General features: G+C 60.2%; 11 protein-coding genes and 2 riboswitches. Of the genes, 8 read left to right on the plus strand and 3 right to left on the minus strand.

All coding sequences use genetic code 11. From position 1 onward, the window contains the following. Positions 1-294: 294 nt before the first annotated feature. Together SINAC_RS04350 and SINAC_RS04355 are read left to right on the plus strand one after the other, a co-directional pair. Positions 295-756 carry a hypothetical protein gene (locus SINAC_RS04350; RefSeq protein ID WP_015244477.1) on the plus strand — a complete coding sequence of 154 codons (462 nt, stop codon included), beginning with the start codon at positions 295-297 and terminating at the stop codon, positions 754-756. Between the two features lie 130 nt (positions 757-886). Further along, the gene (locus SINAC_RS04355) at positions 887-1,894 is read left to right on the plus strand and encodes a DUF1559 domain-containing protein (RefSeq protein WP_015244478.1); all 1,008 of its coding nucleotides are present in this window, start codon (positions 887-889) and stop codon (positions 1,892-1,894) included. A 471-nt stretch (positions 1,895-2,365) separates the two neighbouring features. Here the strand turns inward: SINAC_RS04355 and SINAC_RS04360 are convergent, their stop codons facing one another. The 3 genes from SINAC_RS04360 to SINAC_RS04370 form a co-directional block, all read right to left on the minus strand. Further along, positions 2,366-3,196 carry a hypothetical protein gene (locus tag SINAC_RS04360; RefSeq protein ID WP_015244479.1) on the minus strand — a complete coding sequence of 277 codons (831 nt, stop codon included), beginning with the start codon at positions 3,194-3,196 and terminating at the stop codon, positions 2,366-2,368. A 324-nt stretch (positions 3,197-3,520) separates the two neighbouring features. After that, the gene (locus SINAC_RS04365) at positions 3,521-4,555 is read right to left on the minus strand and encodes a DUF1559 family PulG-like putative transporter (RefSeq protein ID WP_015244480.1); all 1,035 of its coding nucleotides are present in this window, start codon (positions 4,553-4,555) and stop codon (positions 3,521-3,523) included. A 62-nt stretch (positions 4,556-4,617) separates the two neighbouring features. Further along, on the minus strand, positions 4,618-5,133 hold the full coding sequence (locus SINAC_RS04370) for a hypothetical protein (protein WP_015244481.1): 516 nt from the start codon (positions 5,131-5,133) through the stop codon (positions 4,618-4,620). 361 nt (positions 5,134-5,494) lie between these two features. Next, a riboswitch (cobalamin riboswitch) is annotated at positions 5,495-5,695 on the minus strand. 252 nt (positions 5,696-5,947) lie between these two features. Further along, positions 5,948-6,156: riboswitch (cobalamin riboswitch) on the plus strand. Between the two features lie 420 nt (positions 6,157-6,576). On the opposite strand from SINAC_RS04370, the gene metE reads away from it, so the two are divergent. The 6 genes from metE to SINAC_RS04405 all read left to right on the plus strand — a co-directional run bounded on the left by metE (position 6,577) and on the right by SINAC_RS04405 (position 15,904). Continuing rightward, the gene (gene metE, locus SINAC_RS04380; protein ID WP_015244482.1) at positions 6,577-8,898 is read left to right on the plus strand and encodes a 5-methyltetrahydropteroyltriglutamate--homocysteine S-methyltransferase; all 2,322 of its coding nucleotides are present in this window, start codon (positions 6,577-6,579) and stop codon (positions 8,896-8,898) included. Positions 8,899-9,037: 139 nt separating this feature from the next. Next, complete coding sequence (locus tag SINAC_RS04385; protein WP_015244483.1) at positions 9,038-11,443, plus strand: ribonucleoside-diphosphate reductase subunit alpha; 2,406 nt, start codon at positions 9,038-9,040, stop codon at positions 11,441-11,443. 43 nt (positions 11,444-11,486) lie between these two features. Then, on the plus strand, positions 11,487-12,485 hold the full coding sequence (locus SINAC_RS04390; RefSeq protein WP_015244484.1) for a ribonucleotide-diphosphate reductase subunit beta: 999 nt from the start codon (positions 11,487-11,489) through the stop codon (positions 12,483-12,485). 438 nt (positions 12,486-12,923) lie between these two features. Beyond that, on the plus strand, positions 12,924-13,454 hold the full coding sequence (locus SINAC_RS04395; protein WP_015244485.1) for a papain-like cysteine protease family protein: 531 nt from the start codon (positions 12,924-12,926) through the stop codon (positions 13,452-13,454). Positions 13,455-14,123: 669 nt separating this feature from the next. Further along, entirely contained in the window at positions 14,124-14,504 is a 381-nt protein-coding gene (locus SINAC_RS04400; RefSeq protein ID WP_015244486.1) for a hypothetical protein, read from the plus strand. 785 nt (positions 14,505-15,289) lie between these two features. Continuing rightward, a complete protein-coding gene (locus SINAC_RS04405; RefSeq protein WP_015244487.1) occupies positions 15,290-15,904 on the plus strand; it encodes an RNA polymerase sigma factor in 615 nt (204 codons plus the stop codon). The last annotated feature ends 36 nt before the right edge of the window (positions 15,905-15,940 follow it).

The raw sequence follows: 15,940 nt of genomic DNA on the forward strand, positions 1-15,940 counted from the left end.
GCCATTTTTCAGGGTTAATCGGAGGTAAGCGTTAAAAGTGCGGCCGCTGGCAGGAAAAATTCATAATGTCGACTCGTTTAGTCGAATTTGTACTTGACTAAAACGATCAGGATCATAAAAATCGCACATCAGCCAAGGAATTGCGTCTTGGCCTTTGGGATGGGACAGCGTCGTCCTTGTTGATTGGTGCGGATCACGTTGTCGTCGTGAGTCCGCGATGGTTTCCGGGAGTGGTGGGCTCTTCCGGCGAGGTTGTCGAAGGTCGATCGAGTGGAACGAAGTGGAGTGGAACCCGTGCGCCGAGACCTGAAGTTTTCCCCCTGGCGAATCGTGAAGCCCTTGGTCCCGTTCTGTGGTGTAGGGCTGGCGATGCTGGTGACCGGATGTTCTCAGGACGATGGGCATGTCCCGGTGTTCCCGGTTAAGGGAAAGGTGAGCGTTGCGGGGGAAGTCCCGGAAGGGGCGCTCATCGTCTTCTACCCGGCGAAGGCGGGAGGGGAGACGGAACTTCGTCCCTCGGCCAAGGTCAAGCCGGACGGGTCCTTCAGCTTGACGACCTACGACGCCGATGACGGCGCACCCTCGGGCGAGTACACCGCCACGATCCAGTGGAACAAGATCATCAAGAGCGGCAAGGATTACAAGGCGGGCCCGGACCTGATCCCCAAGAGCTACGCGAACCGCGAAAACTCGCTCTGGAAGGTCAAGGTGGCGGAAGCCCCGAACGAACTCGAGCCGCTCACCATCACCAAATAAACGCGACGGTCGCAAGGTTGCCGGAGTCTTCGATCAGAGGGCGTCGGGTGCTTTGCTAGATGTTTCAAAATAACTGCACTTTTTCGTCGTTGACTGGCGGCTTCGGTCCCCAAAAAATCAAGAGGTTCTTATGAAGACGGGTTTACGCCGTGGTTTCACACTGATCGAGCTTTTGGTGGTGATTGCGATCATCGCCGTCCTGATCGCCTTGCTGTTGCCGGCCGTGCAGGCGGCGCGAGAGGCGGCCCGCCGCTCTCAGTGTGTCAACAACATGAAGCAACTCGGCATTGCCTTGCATAACTTCCACGACGTGAACTTGAACCTTCCGTCGAGCGATCGGCCGGCCGGGGTGACCACCCTTCCGCGGATCGCCGGGCTGACGCTCATGCTGCCTTATTTCGAGCAGAACAACGTCTATAATGCTTATAACCAGACGCTGAACTGGAGCGGAGTCGAAAACACGACGAGCGTCCGGAGCAAGATCAACGTCTTCCTCTGCCCCTCCGCGCAACAGAGCGACGTGCTCGACGGCGATCCGCAACCGCCCAGCGTCTGGGCCGCGAACGTCGCGGCGGTGACCCACTACTCGCCGACGATCGGCATCGATCGCCGACTCGGGACGCCCGGTCTCGGACTGGTCGGTGCAGCCGGCGATACCCTCACGGTTGGCCCCTGGACCGGCCTGCTCCCCAAGAACATCAAGTCCCGGCTCGCGGACGCCACCGACGGCCTGTCGAACACGATTGCCATCGCCGAGTCCGCCAGTCGTCCCTACGTCTATCGCAAGGGGGGCAAGCAAGTTGGCAGCAACCTCCTGACCAACCGCTCGAACGCAGGCGGCTGGTGCCGCCCGGCGAGTGACTTCAGCGTCGACGGCTCGAGCCAGGACGGTTCGGTGATCCCGGGTCCTTGCCCGCTGAACTGCACCAATGGCGAAGACATTGGCTCGCAGACCTTCCCTTACTCCTACTACGGCTCGGAAGGGTCAGGCGAGGCCTACGGATTCCACCCTGGTGGAGCTAACTTCGTGTTTGGCGACGGCTCGGTCAAGTTCATCAAAGAGACCGTGAGCATTCGCATCTTCGCGAACCTCGTGACCCGCGCTGGTGGTGAAATCATCAGCTCGGATCAGTATTAATCCAAACGATTGAACGTCGGGAGGCTCTGGGTTTGTGACCCAGACCTCCTCCTGACCGCAAGACAAGATGGCCTTTGCGGCCATGCAACGACCCCCGCTGCGGTGGGGCGGACCAACGGTCTGCCCCACCGCAGCGGGGGTCGTTGTGTTGAGAAAGCAGGGTGTGCGGCCTGGGCCGATTTCCAGTGAGCCTGGGGGCCCTCGGTGTCACATTAACCCACCGATGAGAACGGCCACGTGGGGCGTCATGACCTTGCGAGACACCTTCTCGCACGCCACAGCATCGCCAGAGAGTGAGCCGTTATTCTTGTGCCCAGGTCGTTCTGGCTGCCAGTGATTAGCAGCAACCTCGACGAGGGCTCACCAGGGCCGTCCAGGACAACGCTCGGGCAAGCGGCATCGCATGTTCGCCTCGATCCGACGTACGGACTTGGGCGAAATGCGATGCCGCGACGAAGGTTGCGATCCGCCTTAGCCCCCAACCACCTGCCGCTCCTGGAGCAACCGCTGGATCAGCGCGAGCTTGCGGTTGACGTTCAGGACGTTGGGAATCTCGAAATGCTGGGCGTTCGTTCCGGCGGCCTTGACGGTCAGGTCGCCGGAGCCGAACCCGAGCAGCCAGTGGCGGAAGACGTCGTCCCTGTGCTTCTCGACCGCCATCCCGAACGTGTCGAAGACTCGCTCTCCCGAGCCGATCGCCGTTTGTACCCGAAGTTGACCCCGGCCGAAGATCATCTGGTTTCGGCGGTCATAGATCAGATAAGTCAATAACCAGATGGTGAAGAGGAAGAGCGAGAGGGAGAGGTAACCGAGCGCATTGATGTGGACGTCAATCAGGTCCCAGACCCGTAGAATTGGGTCCCACCAGCCGAAAACGGCGAACAGGACGGTAACCAGGGCGATCCCCAAGAGGACGATCACCGACCAAAGTCCTCTCATGTGAACGTTGGTGATGATAATCACGAGGCAGAGGACGACTGCGAAGATCATTCCCAGGCTGTTGCTCGCGGCCATCCGCAGGCGAGGTTGGGCGAGGGCTCCCGTCACCTTGTCCGTGGGGAGTTTCTTGCCTGGTGGGACCACCAGGATGTCGCGAGGCCCGTCGTACCCCTCGACCGTCCTTTGGTTCACGGCCACGGTGCCGACGGGAACAATGGCCATCAACTGGTTGTCGAGATAGGTCACGGCAGCCAGCAGGAACCCGACCAACCACACCGGCCACCAGAAGAAGATCGGCGAGTGGCTGATGAGGACGACTTCGGAAGGGGGTGTCGGTGGGAGTTTCGTCGTTGTGGTCGACATCGTGATCCTTCTCGAACCGAGGGCGATTTCGTCGTCCCGAAAGTGACATTCAAACCGTGCTTCGAGGGCCTGGCCTGCTCAGTAAGCCAATCCATCGCTCGCGTCGAGCGATGCTGCGGGCTTGCCTTGGCTCGCCAGGCACGAACGCAGCGAGGGTTGCTGAGACATATTGTAGGCGTTCGGGAGAGCTGGGGTGAGTCCCCGGCATTTCTTTCACGCCGATTTTTATGACAGCGTATAGCATGGGGCCCCCCCTACCTGCAAGAGTCCGGCTCCCCGACGTGGCTCTCGGCCTTTGCTTCGTGGACTCTCCACGTGACGGTTTCAGAATGCATCAGCGCTGATGATTTCCCCGCCTTTCGTTGTGCTCAGGGCACGCCAGGTGGACAGGTGGACCGAGTTCTTGACGAACCGGACCGAGCCGTCGGCAATCGCCGCGTTAACGCCGCCGGAGGAGTGTCGGCTACGGGCGGCGAAGGTGGTTTCCAGGATCTGGTCCGTGCTCAGGCGGATACAGGGCGGGTTGTTTTGGTAAGGATAGCTGCAACCGCCGTTGACTCGGTCGGGAGCCGGACTATTGGGGGCCAGATAGGTTTCGAACGTGGCTCCATCACCCCACCAGGAGAATCCGCGCGAATCCTTGTTGAATCCGATGACGGTTTCCGAAACAAGCATGGTGTTGGAAATTCCATCCAGAAATGAACTGAATGCGTAATCGGCCAGCCCTCCCGAGGGGGGCGGGAAGTTGACCGAGGCGATGTCGACGAACGGGCTTCCCATGTCGGAGAACGGGGCTCCGGCGTAGGCGATGGCTCCCGGGTCGGTGGCATTGGCCCCGATTGGGTAGATCGCCGGCTGCAAGAGAACCGACGAACCGAAGTTCGCGACGTAGTTGTGCTGTGTGGCGTAGAACGTGTTCGCACCCAAGATGAACGATCGCTCGTTCGGACTCGTCACCACGTCGCTCGGACAAAGGAGTGAGCCGATCCGGCTGGCCGCCACCGTGACGTTGGCCGCCCCGAAAAATCGGAAGTTCGTGTCGTACGGGCCTCGCCCTTCAGTGTTGTTCCCCACGAAGTTAAAGGCGTTGAAAATGCCTTGTTGTTCCAGGTAGGGAAGGGTGAAAATCACCCAGGTGCCCCAACTCGTGCCCTTCCGCCCGGGTGGCAGCCGGCCGTGAGCACTCTCGTAGTTATGCATGCCCAAAGCGACCTGTTTCAGGTTGTTGGTGCACTGGGCGCGTCGGGCTGCCTCACGGGCTGCTTGCACCGCCGGAAGCAGCAAGGCAATCAGCACTGCGATGATCGCGATGACGACCAGGAGTTCGATCAAAGTGAAAGCACGGCGTTGACGGGACATGGAACATCACCCTTAAAAAATGCAACGGTATGATTGGGCCGGGAGTGAGCAATTGACCGGTGTCACTTGGTCAGATCGAAGTCGAACTGGTTCGGCCCCGCTTTCGTGACCTCGATGCTCCGTGGCGTTCGCTTGGATGATTTGGCCTTCGTGACCAGGGGATTGGATCGAGAGATTTTGACGGGTTGGTTGAGAACTTCCGCGCCGGTGATCTCGTCGATGGTGACCGTGGCGTCGGCCGTTGCAGGGGCCGATGTTCCAGGTTGGATTTCGACCGCATACCGTCCTGGGGCCAAACCTTGGGCTGCGGGGAGTTCGTATCGGCCATCCTTGATGACTGTGCCGACCCCTTGAATTCCCGACTGGGATTCGGGATGAAACACGATCGAGCCTTGGCTGAGCGGTTGACCGCCCTCGTTGACGGTCCCGCGAATCAGGAATCGGCCGTCCGGGGTGGGGCCGCTTTCTCCGCAGCCCAAGAGGTTCAGGAGAATCAGGGCCGCGATCGGGAACGCTCGAGCCGGCACCTTCGCCGGTGAGGCGTGATCGAAGCGATTGGAAGTATTCAGAGGGTTCATCGACCACACAGCTCAATAATAAAGGGGGGACGTTTGCGCCAGTCGGCTCACTTCGGACGCATCCGCGTCGAAATGGTCATGCGCTATTGGGGGGGGATGGCGACGCGAAGCGGGTCGTGCTGTCTGTGAGGACCGCTCGAACTTGCTCGGTATCCGCTCATTGAGCGGTCGGGCGATGATCGCGTCGACGCCGAAGCGTCCGAGAGGCGTGAAGCCTCGGAGGTCTGTCAAGGCAATGGGGCGACATGGACGCAGACCTTTCCGCCGGGCCGGGCGTGAGGATTCACTTCGGCCCACCGGTGCAAGGCGCTTTGCAGACGGTCTGCGAGCGGCCCGCCCGGATGCTTGTGGCCGAAGCACCAGAACAGAATCTCGACGGGCAGGTCTTCTGGCTTACGGCTCTTCGTGGCCCCGGACCGCCTTCCCGCCGTTGTGGCAGTGGCTCAGTTTGTCCGAGGGCCTGGCCGATTACAGCGGCGGCCCCGCGACGGATTCGCACCGTCTTCCCTATTCTCCCCGCACCCAAGGTTGGGGCGGCGGCACCTATCGAGGACTCTTATTAGAACGGCGAGGCCGCGCCTGGTCAAGCCGGGGGTCGGTCATGGGACCCGTTCCCTTGGGAATATGCAGGGGGTATATTGAAATCCGAATAGAATGATTTGAGCGGTCTGACTCCTGCACCCAGCCGGCCCGTCACCGAATTAAGATCATGTGCAGGAAGGTGCCAAATCCGATTGGGTCACGATCCCCGCACAAAGTCGGCCGGCCCGGGGAATTCCTGGAGGCGACTGGACCATCCACCCGATAGGCACTATGATTCGTCATCTCGACAGGTTCCAGCCGCGAGAGCGGGTGGATGAAAAGGGAAGCCGGTGTGAATCCGGCGCAGGGCCGCTGCTGTAATCGGTCAGAGACTCGGGTGTGATGCCACTTCGACGCGGCGATGAGCCGGATCGGGGGAAGGTTGCCCGAGAATCGCTACGAACCGTAAGCCAGAAGACCTGCCTGTCGAGCGATCGTCTTGGTGCCTCGGACCCAGGCACGCAGGCAGGACAAGGTACAGTCTGCGCATGCGGATACCTCCTGCGCTGTCGGTCCGACCACCCCATCTGCCCGGACCGGCAGGAAGGATTGTACCCTTTGGATTCTCCATCCGATCGTGAATGCGCGAGGACTTCTTACCCTCGCCTGCGTTCCCTCCTGATTCGCCTGGCCATTCTGACCGTCGCCATCGTTGCGGTCATGACTTGTCCCCTGCTCTCTCCTTTGCCGTACATCAAGTCCGTCGGGGTATGCGCTTTCTTCGTTTTCCTCCTGTTGGGATCGCGAGCCGTCGCCGAAGGCAGGTTCCCGTCCTTGAGATCCCGCGTGCTTCCAGGCGCCGGCTGATCTCTGGTCACCTGACTTCCTTCGTTTGACACCCGAGTCCAGGAGTTTGAAACGATGACGGCAGCGACGAATCTCGGTTTCCCCCGGATGGGCGGACAGCGCGAGTTGAAGAAGGCCCTCGAACGGTTCTGGTCGAACCGATCGGACGCTGGCGACCTTGAAGTGGTCGCGCGGCAGCTCCGCGCAGACCATTGGAAGCTTCAGCAGGTGGCGGGGATTGCTCATGTCCCCAGCAATGATTTCTCCCTTTATGATCAGGTCCTCGACACGGCGGTGATGGCCGGGATCTTTCCCGAGCGATTCACGCATTTGCCGGCGGGATTCGAGCGATACTTCGCCATGGCGCGCGGGGTCGCCCACGAAGGGGAGCGCACCGGCGCACCGGCCCTCGAGATGACCAAGTGGTTTGACACCAACTACCACTACCTCGTCCCTGAGATTGGGTCGGGGCAGGAATTCACCCTCGGTTCGACGAAGCCGGTGGACGAGTTTGTCGAGGCGAAAGGCTTGGGCATCATCACCCGGCCGGTCCTGATCGGGCCCGTCTCACTCCTCCTGCTCGCCAAGGCGAAAGGCGAGAACTTCGACCCGATCGACCTCTGGCCCCGCCTGCTCCCAGTCTATGAGGAGATCTTGCGCCGGCTTGCCGCGGCCGGGGCCGCGTGGGTCCAGATCGATGAACCGTGCCTGGTGACCGACGTCGCGGAGCGGGCCCTCCTTGCGTTGGGACCGATCTTCGAGCGCCTGGCGGGTGCGGCCGGCTCGATGGACATCCTGCTTGCTACCTACTTCGGCGGCCTGGCCAAGACGCTCCCGGCCGTGCTTCGCCTGCCCGTGAAGGCGGTCCACCTTGACCTCGTTCGCAGCCCCGACTCGTTGCAAGAGGCGTTGGCGCTCGTGCGACCGGATCAGATGCTTTCGCTCGGCCTGGTCGATGGTCGAAACATCTGGAAGGGGGACCTCACGCATGCGCTAAGCCTGGCGGAAGCGGCGGCCGAGCGGCTGGGGGCGGATCGGCTCATGATCGCGCCGTCGTGCTCGCTGCTCCACGTCCCATTCGACCTGGAGGGGGAGACAGGACTCGATCCCGAACTGCGGAACTGGCTCGCGTTCGCCCGACAGAAGCTTGATGAAGTCACCCTGATCGCACAGGGAGTGGCCAGCGGGCGAACAGCGATCGCGGCGGCCCTGGCCGAGAACGAGGCCGCCCTCCGTAGCCGTCGCGACTCGCCTCGGACGCGGTCGCTGGAGGTTCGTCGCCGCCTGGCGGCGGTCACTCCTGAGGAACTTGCCCGCGCCCATCCCTATCCGGTCCGGAAAGCGGCTCAGCGCGAAAGTACCCCCTTGCCGATCCTTCCGACGACCACGATCGGCTCCTTCCCCCAGACCGACGAGGTCCGCAAGGCACGCGCCTTGTTCCGTTCCGGGAAATTGCGGGCGGACGAGTACGACGCCTTTCTCAAGGCTCGGGTCGTCGAGGCTATCCGCTGGCAGGAGGAGGTTGGACTCGACGTGCTCGTCCACGGCGAGTTCGAGCGGAACGACATGGTCGAATACTTCGGGGAAAACCTCGAAGGGTTCGCCTTCACCGCGAACGGCTGGGTGCAGAGCTACGGCTCGCGCTGCGTCAAGCCGCCGATCATCTTCGGCGATGTGACCCGTCGCGGCCCGATGACCGTCGACTGGGCACGCTTCGCCCAGGCCCTGACCTTGCGTCCGGTCAAGGGGATGCTGACCGGCCCGGTGACGATCCTGCAATGGTCGTTCGTCCGGGACGACCAGCCCCGCCGGGAGACTTGCCGGCAGATTGCCCTGGCCATTCGCGACGAGGTTGTCGACCTGGAGCAGGCGGGGATCCGTGTGATCCAGATCGACGAACCTGCCTTGAGAGAGGGGCTCCCCCTCCGTCGGGCCGATTGGGCCGAGTACTTGCGCTGGGCCGTCGACGCCTTCCGGCTCGCGTCGGCCGGCGTGCGTGATGAGACGCAGATTCACACGCATATGTGCTACTGCGAGTTCAACGACATCATTGACTCGATCGCCGCGCTCGACGCCGACGTGATCTCGATCGAGACCTCGCGGTCGCAGATGGAGTTGCTTGGCGCGTTCGCCGACTTCCGCTATCCCAACGAGGTTGGGCCGGGCGTCTACGACATCCATTCTCCCCGGGTGCCGTCCCCTCAGCAGATCGAGCGGCTCTTGGACGGAGCCTTGGCGGTCCTCTCCCCCGAGCAACTCTGGGTCAACCCGGACTGCGGCCTGAAGACCCGCCGCTGGGAAGAGGTCAAGCCCGCCTTGGTGGCTCTCGTCGCCGCCGCTCAGGCGGTTCGCCAACGCCTGGAGGGGGTGGCCGAACCCGCCCCCGTCATCACCTGATGCCAATTCCGGTCGGGGCCGTCTCCGGACGGCTCCGGCATCTCCACGTGGGCTGCGGGCTTCCGGTCGCTCCCGATCCTCGATCGGGAGGCGGCGAGCCCCGGCCTCGACCTATCCTCAAGGGAATTCGGAGCTGTTCATGGCCGTCGATCTTGAATCTACCCCTGTCAACGGGCACGCGCACGGCAACGGCAGCCCCCTCAACGGGGCCTCCGATCCGGATGAGGATCCTGGGATGCACGTCCGCAAGCGGAACGGTCGGCTCGAGCCGGTGGACGTTAACAAGATCGTGCGGGCCGTGAGGCGCACCTCGGGCGGCTTGCCCAGCGTCGACATCATGCGGATCGCGGTGAAGACGATCGGCGGCCTGTTCGACGGCGCGACGACTCGCGAGCTCGATCAACTCTCGATCCAGACCGCCGCCTCGCTGATCGCCGAGGAACCCGAGTATTCGCAGCTCGCTGCCCGGCTCCTCGACTGCTACATCGCCAAGGAGGTGATGAATCAGGATATCCACTCCTTTTCGCAGGCGGTTTCGACGGGCCATCGGCTCGGTCTGATCGCCACGGAGACCGCCCAACAGGTTGCGGCCGATGCGCGGAAGCTCAATGCCGCCGCGGCCGCGAGCCCTCGTGACAAGTTCGAGTATTTCGGGCTCCGGACGGTCTACGACCGCTACCTGCTGCGCCATCCGACCACCCGCGACGTGATCGAGACCCCCGCCTACTTCTTCCTCCGCGTGGCCTGCGGCCTCTCCCGAAATGTCGTCGACGCCCTCGACCTTTTCGAGCTCATGGCGTCGCATCGCTACATGCCCAGTTCGCCAACCTTGTTCAACTCCGGAACGCCCCGGCCGCAGATGTCCTCCTGCTACCTGCTCGACTCGCCTGCGGACAGCCTGGAGTCGATCTACGACCGCTACGCCGACATCGCCAAACTCTCGAAATACGCGGGCGGGATCGGTCTCGCCTACCACCGGATTCGCTCACGCGGATCGTACATCCAGGGGACCAACGGACACGGTAACGGCGTCGTCCCCTGGCTCAAGACGATGGACTCGTCGGTCGCGGCGGTCAACCAAGGAGGCCGACGCAAGGGAGCTTGCTGCGTCTATCTCGAAAGCTGGCACGCCGACATCGAGGAGTTTCTCGAGCTCAAGGACAACGCCGGCGACGAGGCCCGCCGGACCTACAACCTCAACCTCGCCAACTGGGTCCCCGACCTCTTCATGCAGCGGGTTGAGGCCGGCGCGAACTGGTCGCTCTTCGATCCGAAGACGGTCCCGCACCTGACTGACCTCTTTGGTGAGGCTTTCGACGTGGCCTATGCCGAGGCTGAGGAGAACGGCCTGGCCGTGAAGCAGGTGGCCGCCCGCGACCTCTACGCCCGAATGATGAAGACCTTGGCGGAGACCGGCAACGGCTGGTTGAACTTCAAGGACGCGTGCAACCGGAAGTCGAACCAGACCCGCGTCCCGGGCAACGTCGTTCACTCGTCGAACCTCTGTACCGAGATCGTCGAAGTCACCTCGGCCGGCGAGACGGCCGTCTGCAACCTGGGTTCGATCAACCTTGTTCAGCATGTCGACGACGATGGATTCGACTTCGAGGCCCTCGCCGAAACCGTCCGGACGGCTGTGCCGTTCCTGGATGCCGTTGTGGATATCAACTTCTATCCGACCCCCGAGTCGGCCACCTCGAACCGCCGCTGGCGACCCGTCGGGATCGGGCTGATGGGCCTCCAGGACGTCCTGTTCCACCTCAATCTCCCGTTTGACGCCCCTGAGGCCAGACGCCTGTCCGCTCGGATCCAGGAGGAGATTTACTTTCACGCGTTGAGCGTCTCGTGCGACCTCGCCGAGAAACTCGGCCCGCACCCGTCCTTCGCCGAGACCAGGGCGGCCGAGGGCGTCCTTCAAATTGACCTCTGGGGGTGGGAAGGGGGACACGATGCACGCTGGTCGGACCTCCGCGACCGGATCCGCCGCCACGGGCTTCGGAACTCGCTGCTCGTGGCCATCGCTCCTACCGCCACCATTGCCTCGATCGTCGGCGCTTACGAGTGCATCGAGCCGCAGATCTCCAACCTGTTTAAACGCGAGACGCTCTCGGGCGAGTTCCTCCAGGTCAACCGCTACCTCGTCAAGGAACTCAAGGCACGCGGCCTCTGGACTGAGGAGATCCGCAACCGGATCAAGCTGGCCGAGGGCTCGATCCAAGGGATCGAGGAGATTCCGGCCGAACTCCGGCGCGTCTATCGCACCGTCTGGGAGGTTCCGATGCGTTCGCTAATCGACATGGCGGCCGATCGTGCGCCATTCATCGATCAGAGCCAGTCGCTCAACCTCTTCATCGAGAGCCCGTCGATCGGCAAACTCTCGTCAATGTACATGTACGCCTGGAAGCGAGGCCTGAAGACGAGCTATTATTTGCGATCGCGACCGGCGACTGGGATCGCCAAGACGACGGTTTCACTTTCGCCCGGTATGCCCAGTCAGGTGGCCTGCTCGTTGGAAAATCCCGAGTCGTGCGAGTCCTGCCAGTGACGCCACTCACCCCTTTATGCTTCTTTCAAGGAGGAATGAACTGATGTTGCTTGATCCCGGCATGGACTTGACGCTACGGCCGATGCGCTACCCCGCCTTCTTTGAAATGTACAAGGCGGCGATCAAGAACACCTGGACGGTCGAGGAGGTGGACTTCTCGACCGACCTGGCCGACCTCGACCGACGGATCACTCCCGCTGAAAAACACCTGATCCAGCGCCTGGTGGCCTTCTTCGCCACGGGCGACTCGATCGTCGGCAACAACCTGGTACTGAACCTCTACCAGCACATCAATTCGCCCGAGGCGCGGATGTACCTGTCCCGCCAGCTCTACGAGGAGTCGCTGCACGTCCATTTCTACCTGACCCTGCTGGATAACTATCTGCCCGACATGGCCGAGCGCGAGCAGGCCTTCGCCGCGATCGAGAATATCCCGTCGATCAAGGGCAAGGCCGACTTCTGCTTCCGCTGGATCGACTCGATCGAGGGGCTCGACCGTCTCGAGACCCGCGCGCATCGGAGGCAGTTCCTCCTGAATCTGATCTGTTTCGCCGCGTGCATTGAAGGCCTGTTCTTCTTCGCGGCCTTCGCCTACGTCTATTTCCTCAGGTCCAAGGGCCTGCTCCACGGCCTGGCGACAGGGACGAACTGGGTCTTCCGCGACGAGAGTGCGCACATCGCGTTCGCCTTCAACGTGATCGCGATCGCTCGTCGCGAAGAGCCCGACCTGTTCGACGCGGCCCTGGAGGCCGACGTCGTCGCGATGATGCGCGAGGCGGTCGAGTGCGAGACCGCCTTTGCCCGCGACGTCCTCTCCTTCGGTGTGGTGGGTATGAGCCTGCAAGACCTGCGGAAATACCTCGAATACGTCGCCGACCGCCGCCTCGAGTCCCTCGGCATCGCCCCCATCTACGGGTCACGGAACCCGCTCGCTTTCATGGAGTTGCAGGACGTGCAGGAACTCGCCAATTTCTTCGAGAGGCGGGTGTCGGCCTACCAGGTTGGTGTTACTGGCGACGTCGTGTTCAGCGAAGAATTTTAATGAACCGATGTTGGTACTTGATTGAATTGTCCTGTCCGCGTTTTGTCGTGCCGGAGTGGTGACCGTCGAGAGCCGAGCGCTCGTCGTGATGGTCGCCACTCTGTGCCAAGCATTTCGAAAGTTTTTTAGATGTTATGCGTCTGCTCAGGAACGGCCGTTCCTTTGAGGCTGCTCCAGCCTTTGACCAATCGAAATGAATCTGTAGCTAGGATATCATTCTAATCCGTACGCCATTCGCTTTAACCGACCAGGGCCGAACCGGGGCCGATGTTTCGGGTGAGGCTCTTCCGCGAAGCCGAAGCCGTTTTCTCGAGGGGCAATCGGCGATCATTCTTTTCGTTCCAGGGTGCGTTTTTTTCGCTGTCCGGTTTGGGGTTTTGTCCCGTAAGCCATGACAGAACGTGCTTTGGACGGATTTATCTTCTCGAGAACATCACGATGGCGACTGATTTTGACTACGAGCTGAATCCCCCGAAGAAGGTCAAGCAGAAGAGCTATGCCACCTGCTGGGCGGCGGCATTCGAATCCATTCTGGATGCGGCGGCCGTTTCCAATAAGAAGACCGAGGATGAACTTGTGTCTGACTACGGGGTCGCGCAAGCAGGAGGCGGGATCAGGCCGATTGACCTGGGCAATGTCGCCAAAAATTTCGGCTTTCTGTTTAATATCTTTGTCGATAAGAAGGACACGGTCGTCTTCACGGACAAGTTCCTGATCGAACGGCTGAAGCAATCGGGCGCGGTCATGGCTGCGGCGAAGATCTCCACCTCGGGGCCGTTCCCTTGGTATCATGCTCAGGTCATCTGGGGCGTGAAGTACCTGGGCACGTCCGACATTGGAAGCAGCAACGCGCTCTTGAGCACGATGAACCCGGCTGATGGCAAGTACGCCCTCTATCCGATCTCTTACTTTACGACCAATACCCCGCTCTTCACTTGCTGGAAGAACGTAAGCGCCCCCTCCCCCTGAGCCGGCGCGACTTGGGGATCGGAAACGGCTTTGACGGACGCCCGGATCTTGAGTTCGGGCTTGTTACTTGTGCAGTTCCGGTGGCCGAGGTGGGGACCGGCATTGAGTCTATTTTTGGCTCCGAGAAGCTTTGAGTACGAAAGGTCGATAAGTTAGAGACTCCGGGTCGAAAGTAAGCTATTCTGGTGGCAACCGTAGGATCTTGCTATTTTCGTGCGGAGGCGCTTTTTTTTGACCTCATCGTCATAGCTCAATCTCGAATGTTGCGTTGGACCCACGCAGGTGCTCCGCTTTCCCGCTCTCCGATTACCGAGGACCCGCTGTAACAGATGACTGTGTTGAGTTATCCACGGTACAAGCTGTTCGGCCAGGGAAGTAGGTGTGGGAAGAACCTTGAATCGTCGTCACCCCGACGAGTATTACGTCGGGGTGAAATGGACAAGCATTATCTGTAACCTTAGCGGAACTGCAGAGCCGAATCGATTTTGAACTGACGACCTAATCGCAGCGGGACGGCCGCATCAATCGCGACTTTCTCCCAAGTTTGAAACCGTGGCGGACTTGGCCTTTAAATCTGGAGAGGCTCGGTCTCGTTACTGCTCGGTCACCGGGCTTTCAGCAAAGCCGGTTTTCACTCTCGTTAGCCTTTCTATAAGGAGTTGTATTGCAATGGGAACCAAAATTACCCAGCCGAGAGCCTACAAGACGATCTCTTTGGGCGTTGCGATCGTGGGATTCTGCTTAGGTTTTTTCGCGATTACAGATGCGAAAGCAGAAGTAAATATCCGGTATCCCGTCATGAACCAAGATGTGACGAGCGAGGCCGGTTATCTTGTCGTTAGTGGCGATCTGTTTCGTTGTCCGCTTGCCGTTGTTCAAATTAGGGATGCGGACGGTAATCTCTTCTTGCCCATTTACCAGTACGCAGACAGCGTATATCTGGAAGCCTGGATCGCGATTTTTTCGCTTCCTCCTGGAACCTATACCTTGTATGTTGAAGACATGGATGACAACTTTGATATCGTGTCAGGGATTTATGTGGCGCCGTAAACACGTGCCGACTGGGTTTCGGACGTGGATCTGAACACTCGTGACTTGCTTTGGTTTCTTGTGACCAACGACTGCCTTTGTAATGAGGGCTCGTTGGTTTTTTTGTGATTTAGAAATGTTATGAATCTCGGAAGTGCAAGTCCTTCGTGGGCCGTGATGGCCAGAACTCGTTATGGCTAGGCAAGCGTGCTCATCGCGAGGTGGGATGGGATCTGAAGGAAGCTAATGCCTAACCTCGGACTCGACGAACAGAAACCCGGATGCAGGGCGACACGGTGAGGTCGTCCGGCAAATAGACGGGATGTCCGAAAGTCACCCCGCTATGTGCGGAGCAAAAACCGGCAAACTTGACAGAATTGCACGTTCTTGCAAGCGAATCTCGGCGATAACGCTTCGGAATTTTATTCTCGCAAGGGCGATGTTTGTTGATAAGTCTTTTGCTGGCTGGACTTTGCGCCATTTCGTGCGTGTACGAATAGTTTTTGCCGATACAGGCGTCTCTTGTCGCCGGTTTGTGAACCCTTGTCAATAACTGAGCAAAGTGGATAATTAAGGTGAACATCTAGTCTTGAGGATCTTTGAGTACGGGTCGTCTGGAAAGTTCAAGACTTTGGGCCGAATAAAACCTATCCTAGAAGATCCAGGGATTTGTTCTTCGTGTGCGGTGGTGTTTTTTTTCGACTTTCTTTGCGAGGACTCGCGTATTTAGCACAGGCTCGAATGGCGCCCTGAACCTAAGTGGTTACTCCGCCCTCATCGAATCATCCGATCGCCGAGGAATCGCCGTGACAGATGACTGCGTTGAGTTTTCTGGTACTGCAGAAAAGACGTCCTACAGTCTGATCGACCGTTTGAAAACGAAGGATCAGGAGGCATGGCGGCATTTTGTTCAGTTGTATGGACCTCTTGTGTATCATTGGTGCTGCCGGTTCGGTTTGCAAGATGCTGAGGCGGCCGACGTGGGACAGGAGGTGTTCCGGACGGTTTCCGGTTCGATCACCGGTTTCCAACTCAATCATAAGGGGAGCTCTTTTCGCGGTTGGCTCCGCACCGTGACCCGTACCCGAACCATCGACTTCCTACGACGCAAGGCGAAGGAGCCTGAAGCGGTTGGCGGAAGTGATGCACGGGCGATGCTGCACGACCTTCCCGCAGGCTTCACCGAGGGAACGTCTTCGCCTGAGGACGAGGAACGCATCCTGGTGCGTCGTGTCAGTGACATGGTGCTGGAGAACTGCAAGGCGGAAAGTCGTCAGGCCTTCTTGCGAGTGGTGGTGGCAGGTGAACATCCGTCTGTGGTGGCGGCCGACTTGGGGATGACGGTCAACGCCGTCTACCTGGCGAAGTCCCATATTTTGCGCAGGATTCGCGAAGAGCTTTTCCTCCTCGTCAATGTCTGACGAGGTGCGAACGTGGCGAGGATGCCGGCTCTCCGA

Source organism: Singulisphaera acidiphila DSM 18658 (assembly GCF_000242455.2).
In the GTDB taxonomy this organism is placed as follows: Bacteria; Planctomycetota; Planctomycetia; order Isosphaerales; family Isosphaeraceae; genus Singulisphaera; species Singulisphaera acidiphila.

What these genes read in the sequence shown, in the direction of transcription:
- SINAC_RS04355 (WP_015244478.1), top strand. Translation starts at nt 887, where the DNA reads ATGAAGACGGGTTTACGCCGTGGTTTCACACTGATCGAGCTTTTGGTG.
- SINAC_RS04360 (WP_015244479.1), bottom strand. Translation starts at nt 3,196, where the DNA reads ATGTCGACCACAACGACGAAACTCCCACCGACACCCCCTTCCGAAGTC.
- SINAC_RS04365 (WP_015244480.1), bottom strand. Translation starts at nt 4,555, where the DNA reads ATGTCCCGTCAACGCCGTGCTTTCACTTTGATCGAACTCCTGGTCGTC.
- SINAC_RS04370 (WP_015244481.1), bottom strand. Translation starts at nt 5,133, where the DNA reads ATGAACCCTCTGAATACTTCCAATCGCTTCGATCACGCCTCACCGGCG.
- metE (WP_015244482.1), top strand. Translation starts at nt 6,577, where the DNA reads ATGACGGCAGCGACGAATCTCGGTTTCCCCCGGATGGGCGGACAGCGC.
- SINAC_RS04385 (WP_015244483.1), top strand. Translation starts at nt 9,038, where the DNA reads ATGGCCGTCGATCTTGAATCTACCCCTGTCAACGGGCACGCGCACGGC.
- SINAC_RS04390 (WP_015244484.1), top strand. Translation starts at nt 11,487, where the DNA reads ATGTTGCTTGATCCCGGCATGGACTTGACGCTACGGCCGATGCGCTAC.
- SINAC_RS04395 (WP_015244485.1), top strand. Translation starts at nt 12,924, where the DNA reads ATGGCGACTGATTTTGACTACGAGCTGAATCCCCCGAAGAAGGTCAAG.
- SINAC_RS04400 (WP_015244486.1), top strand. Translation starts at nt 14,124, where the DNA reads ATGGGAACCAAAATTACCCAGCCGAGAGCCTACAAGACGATCTCTTTG.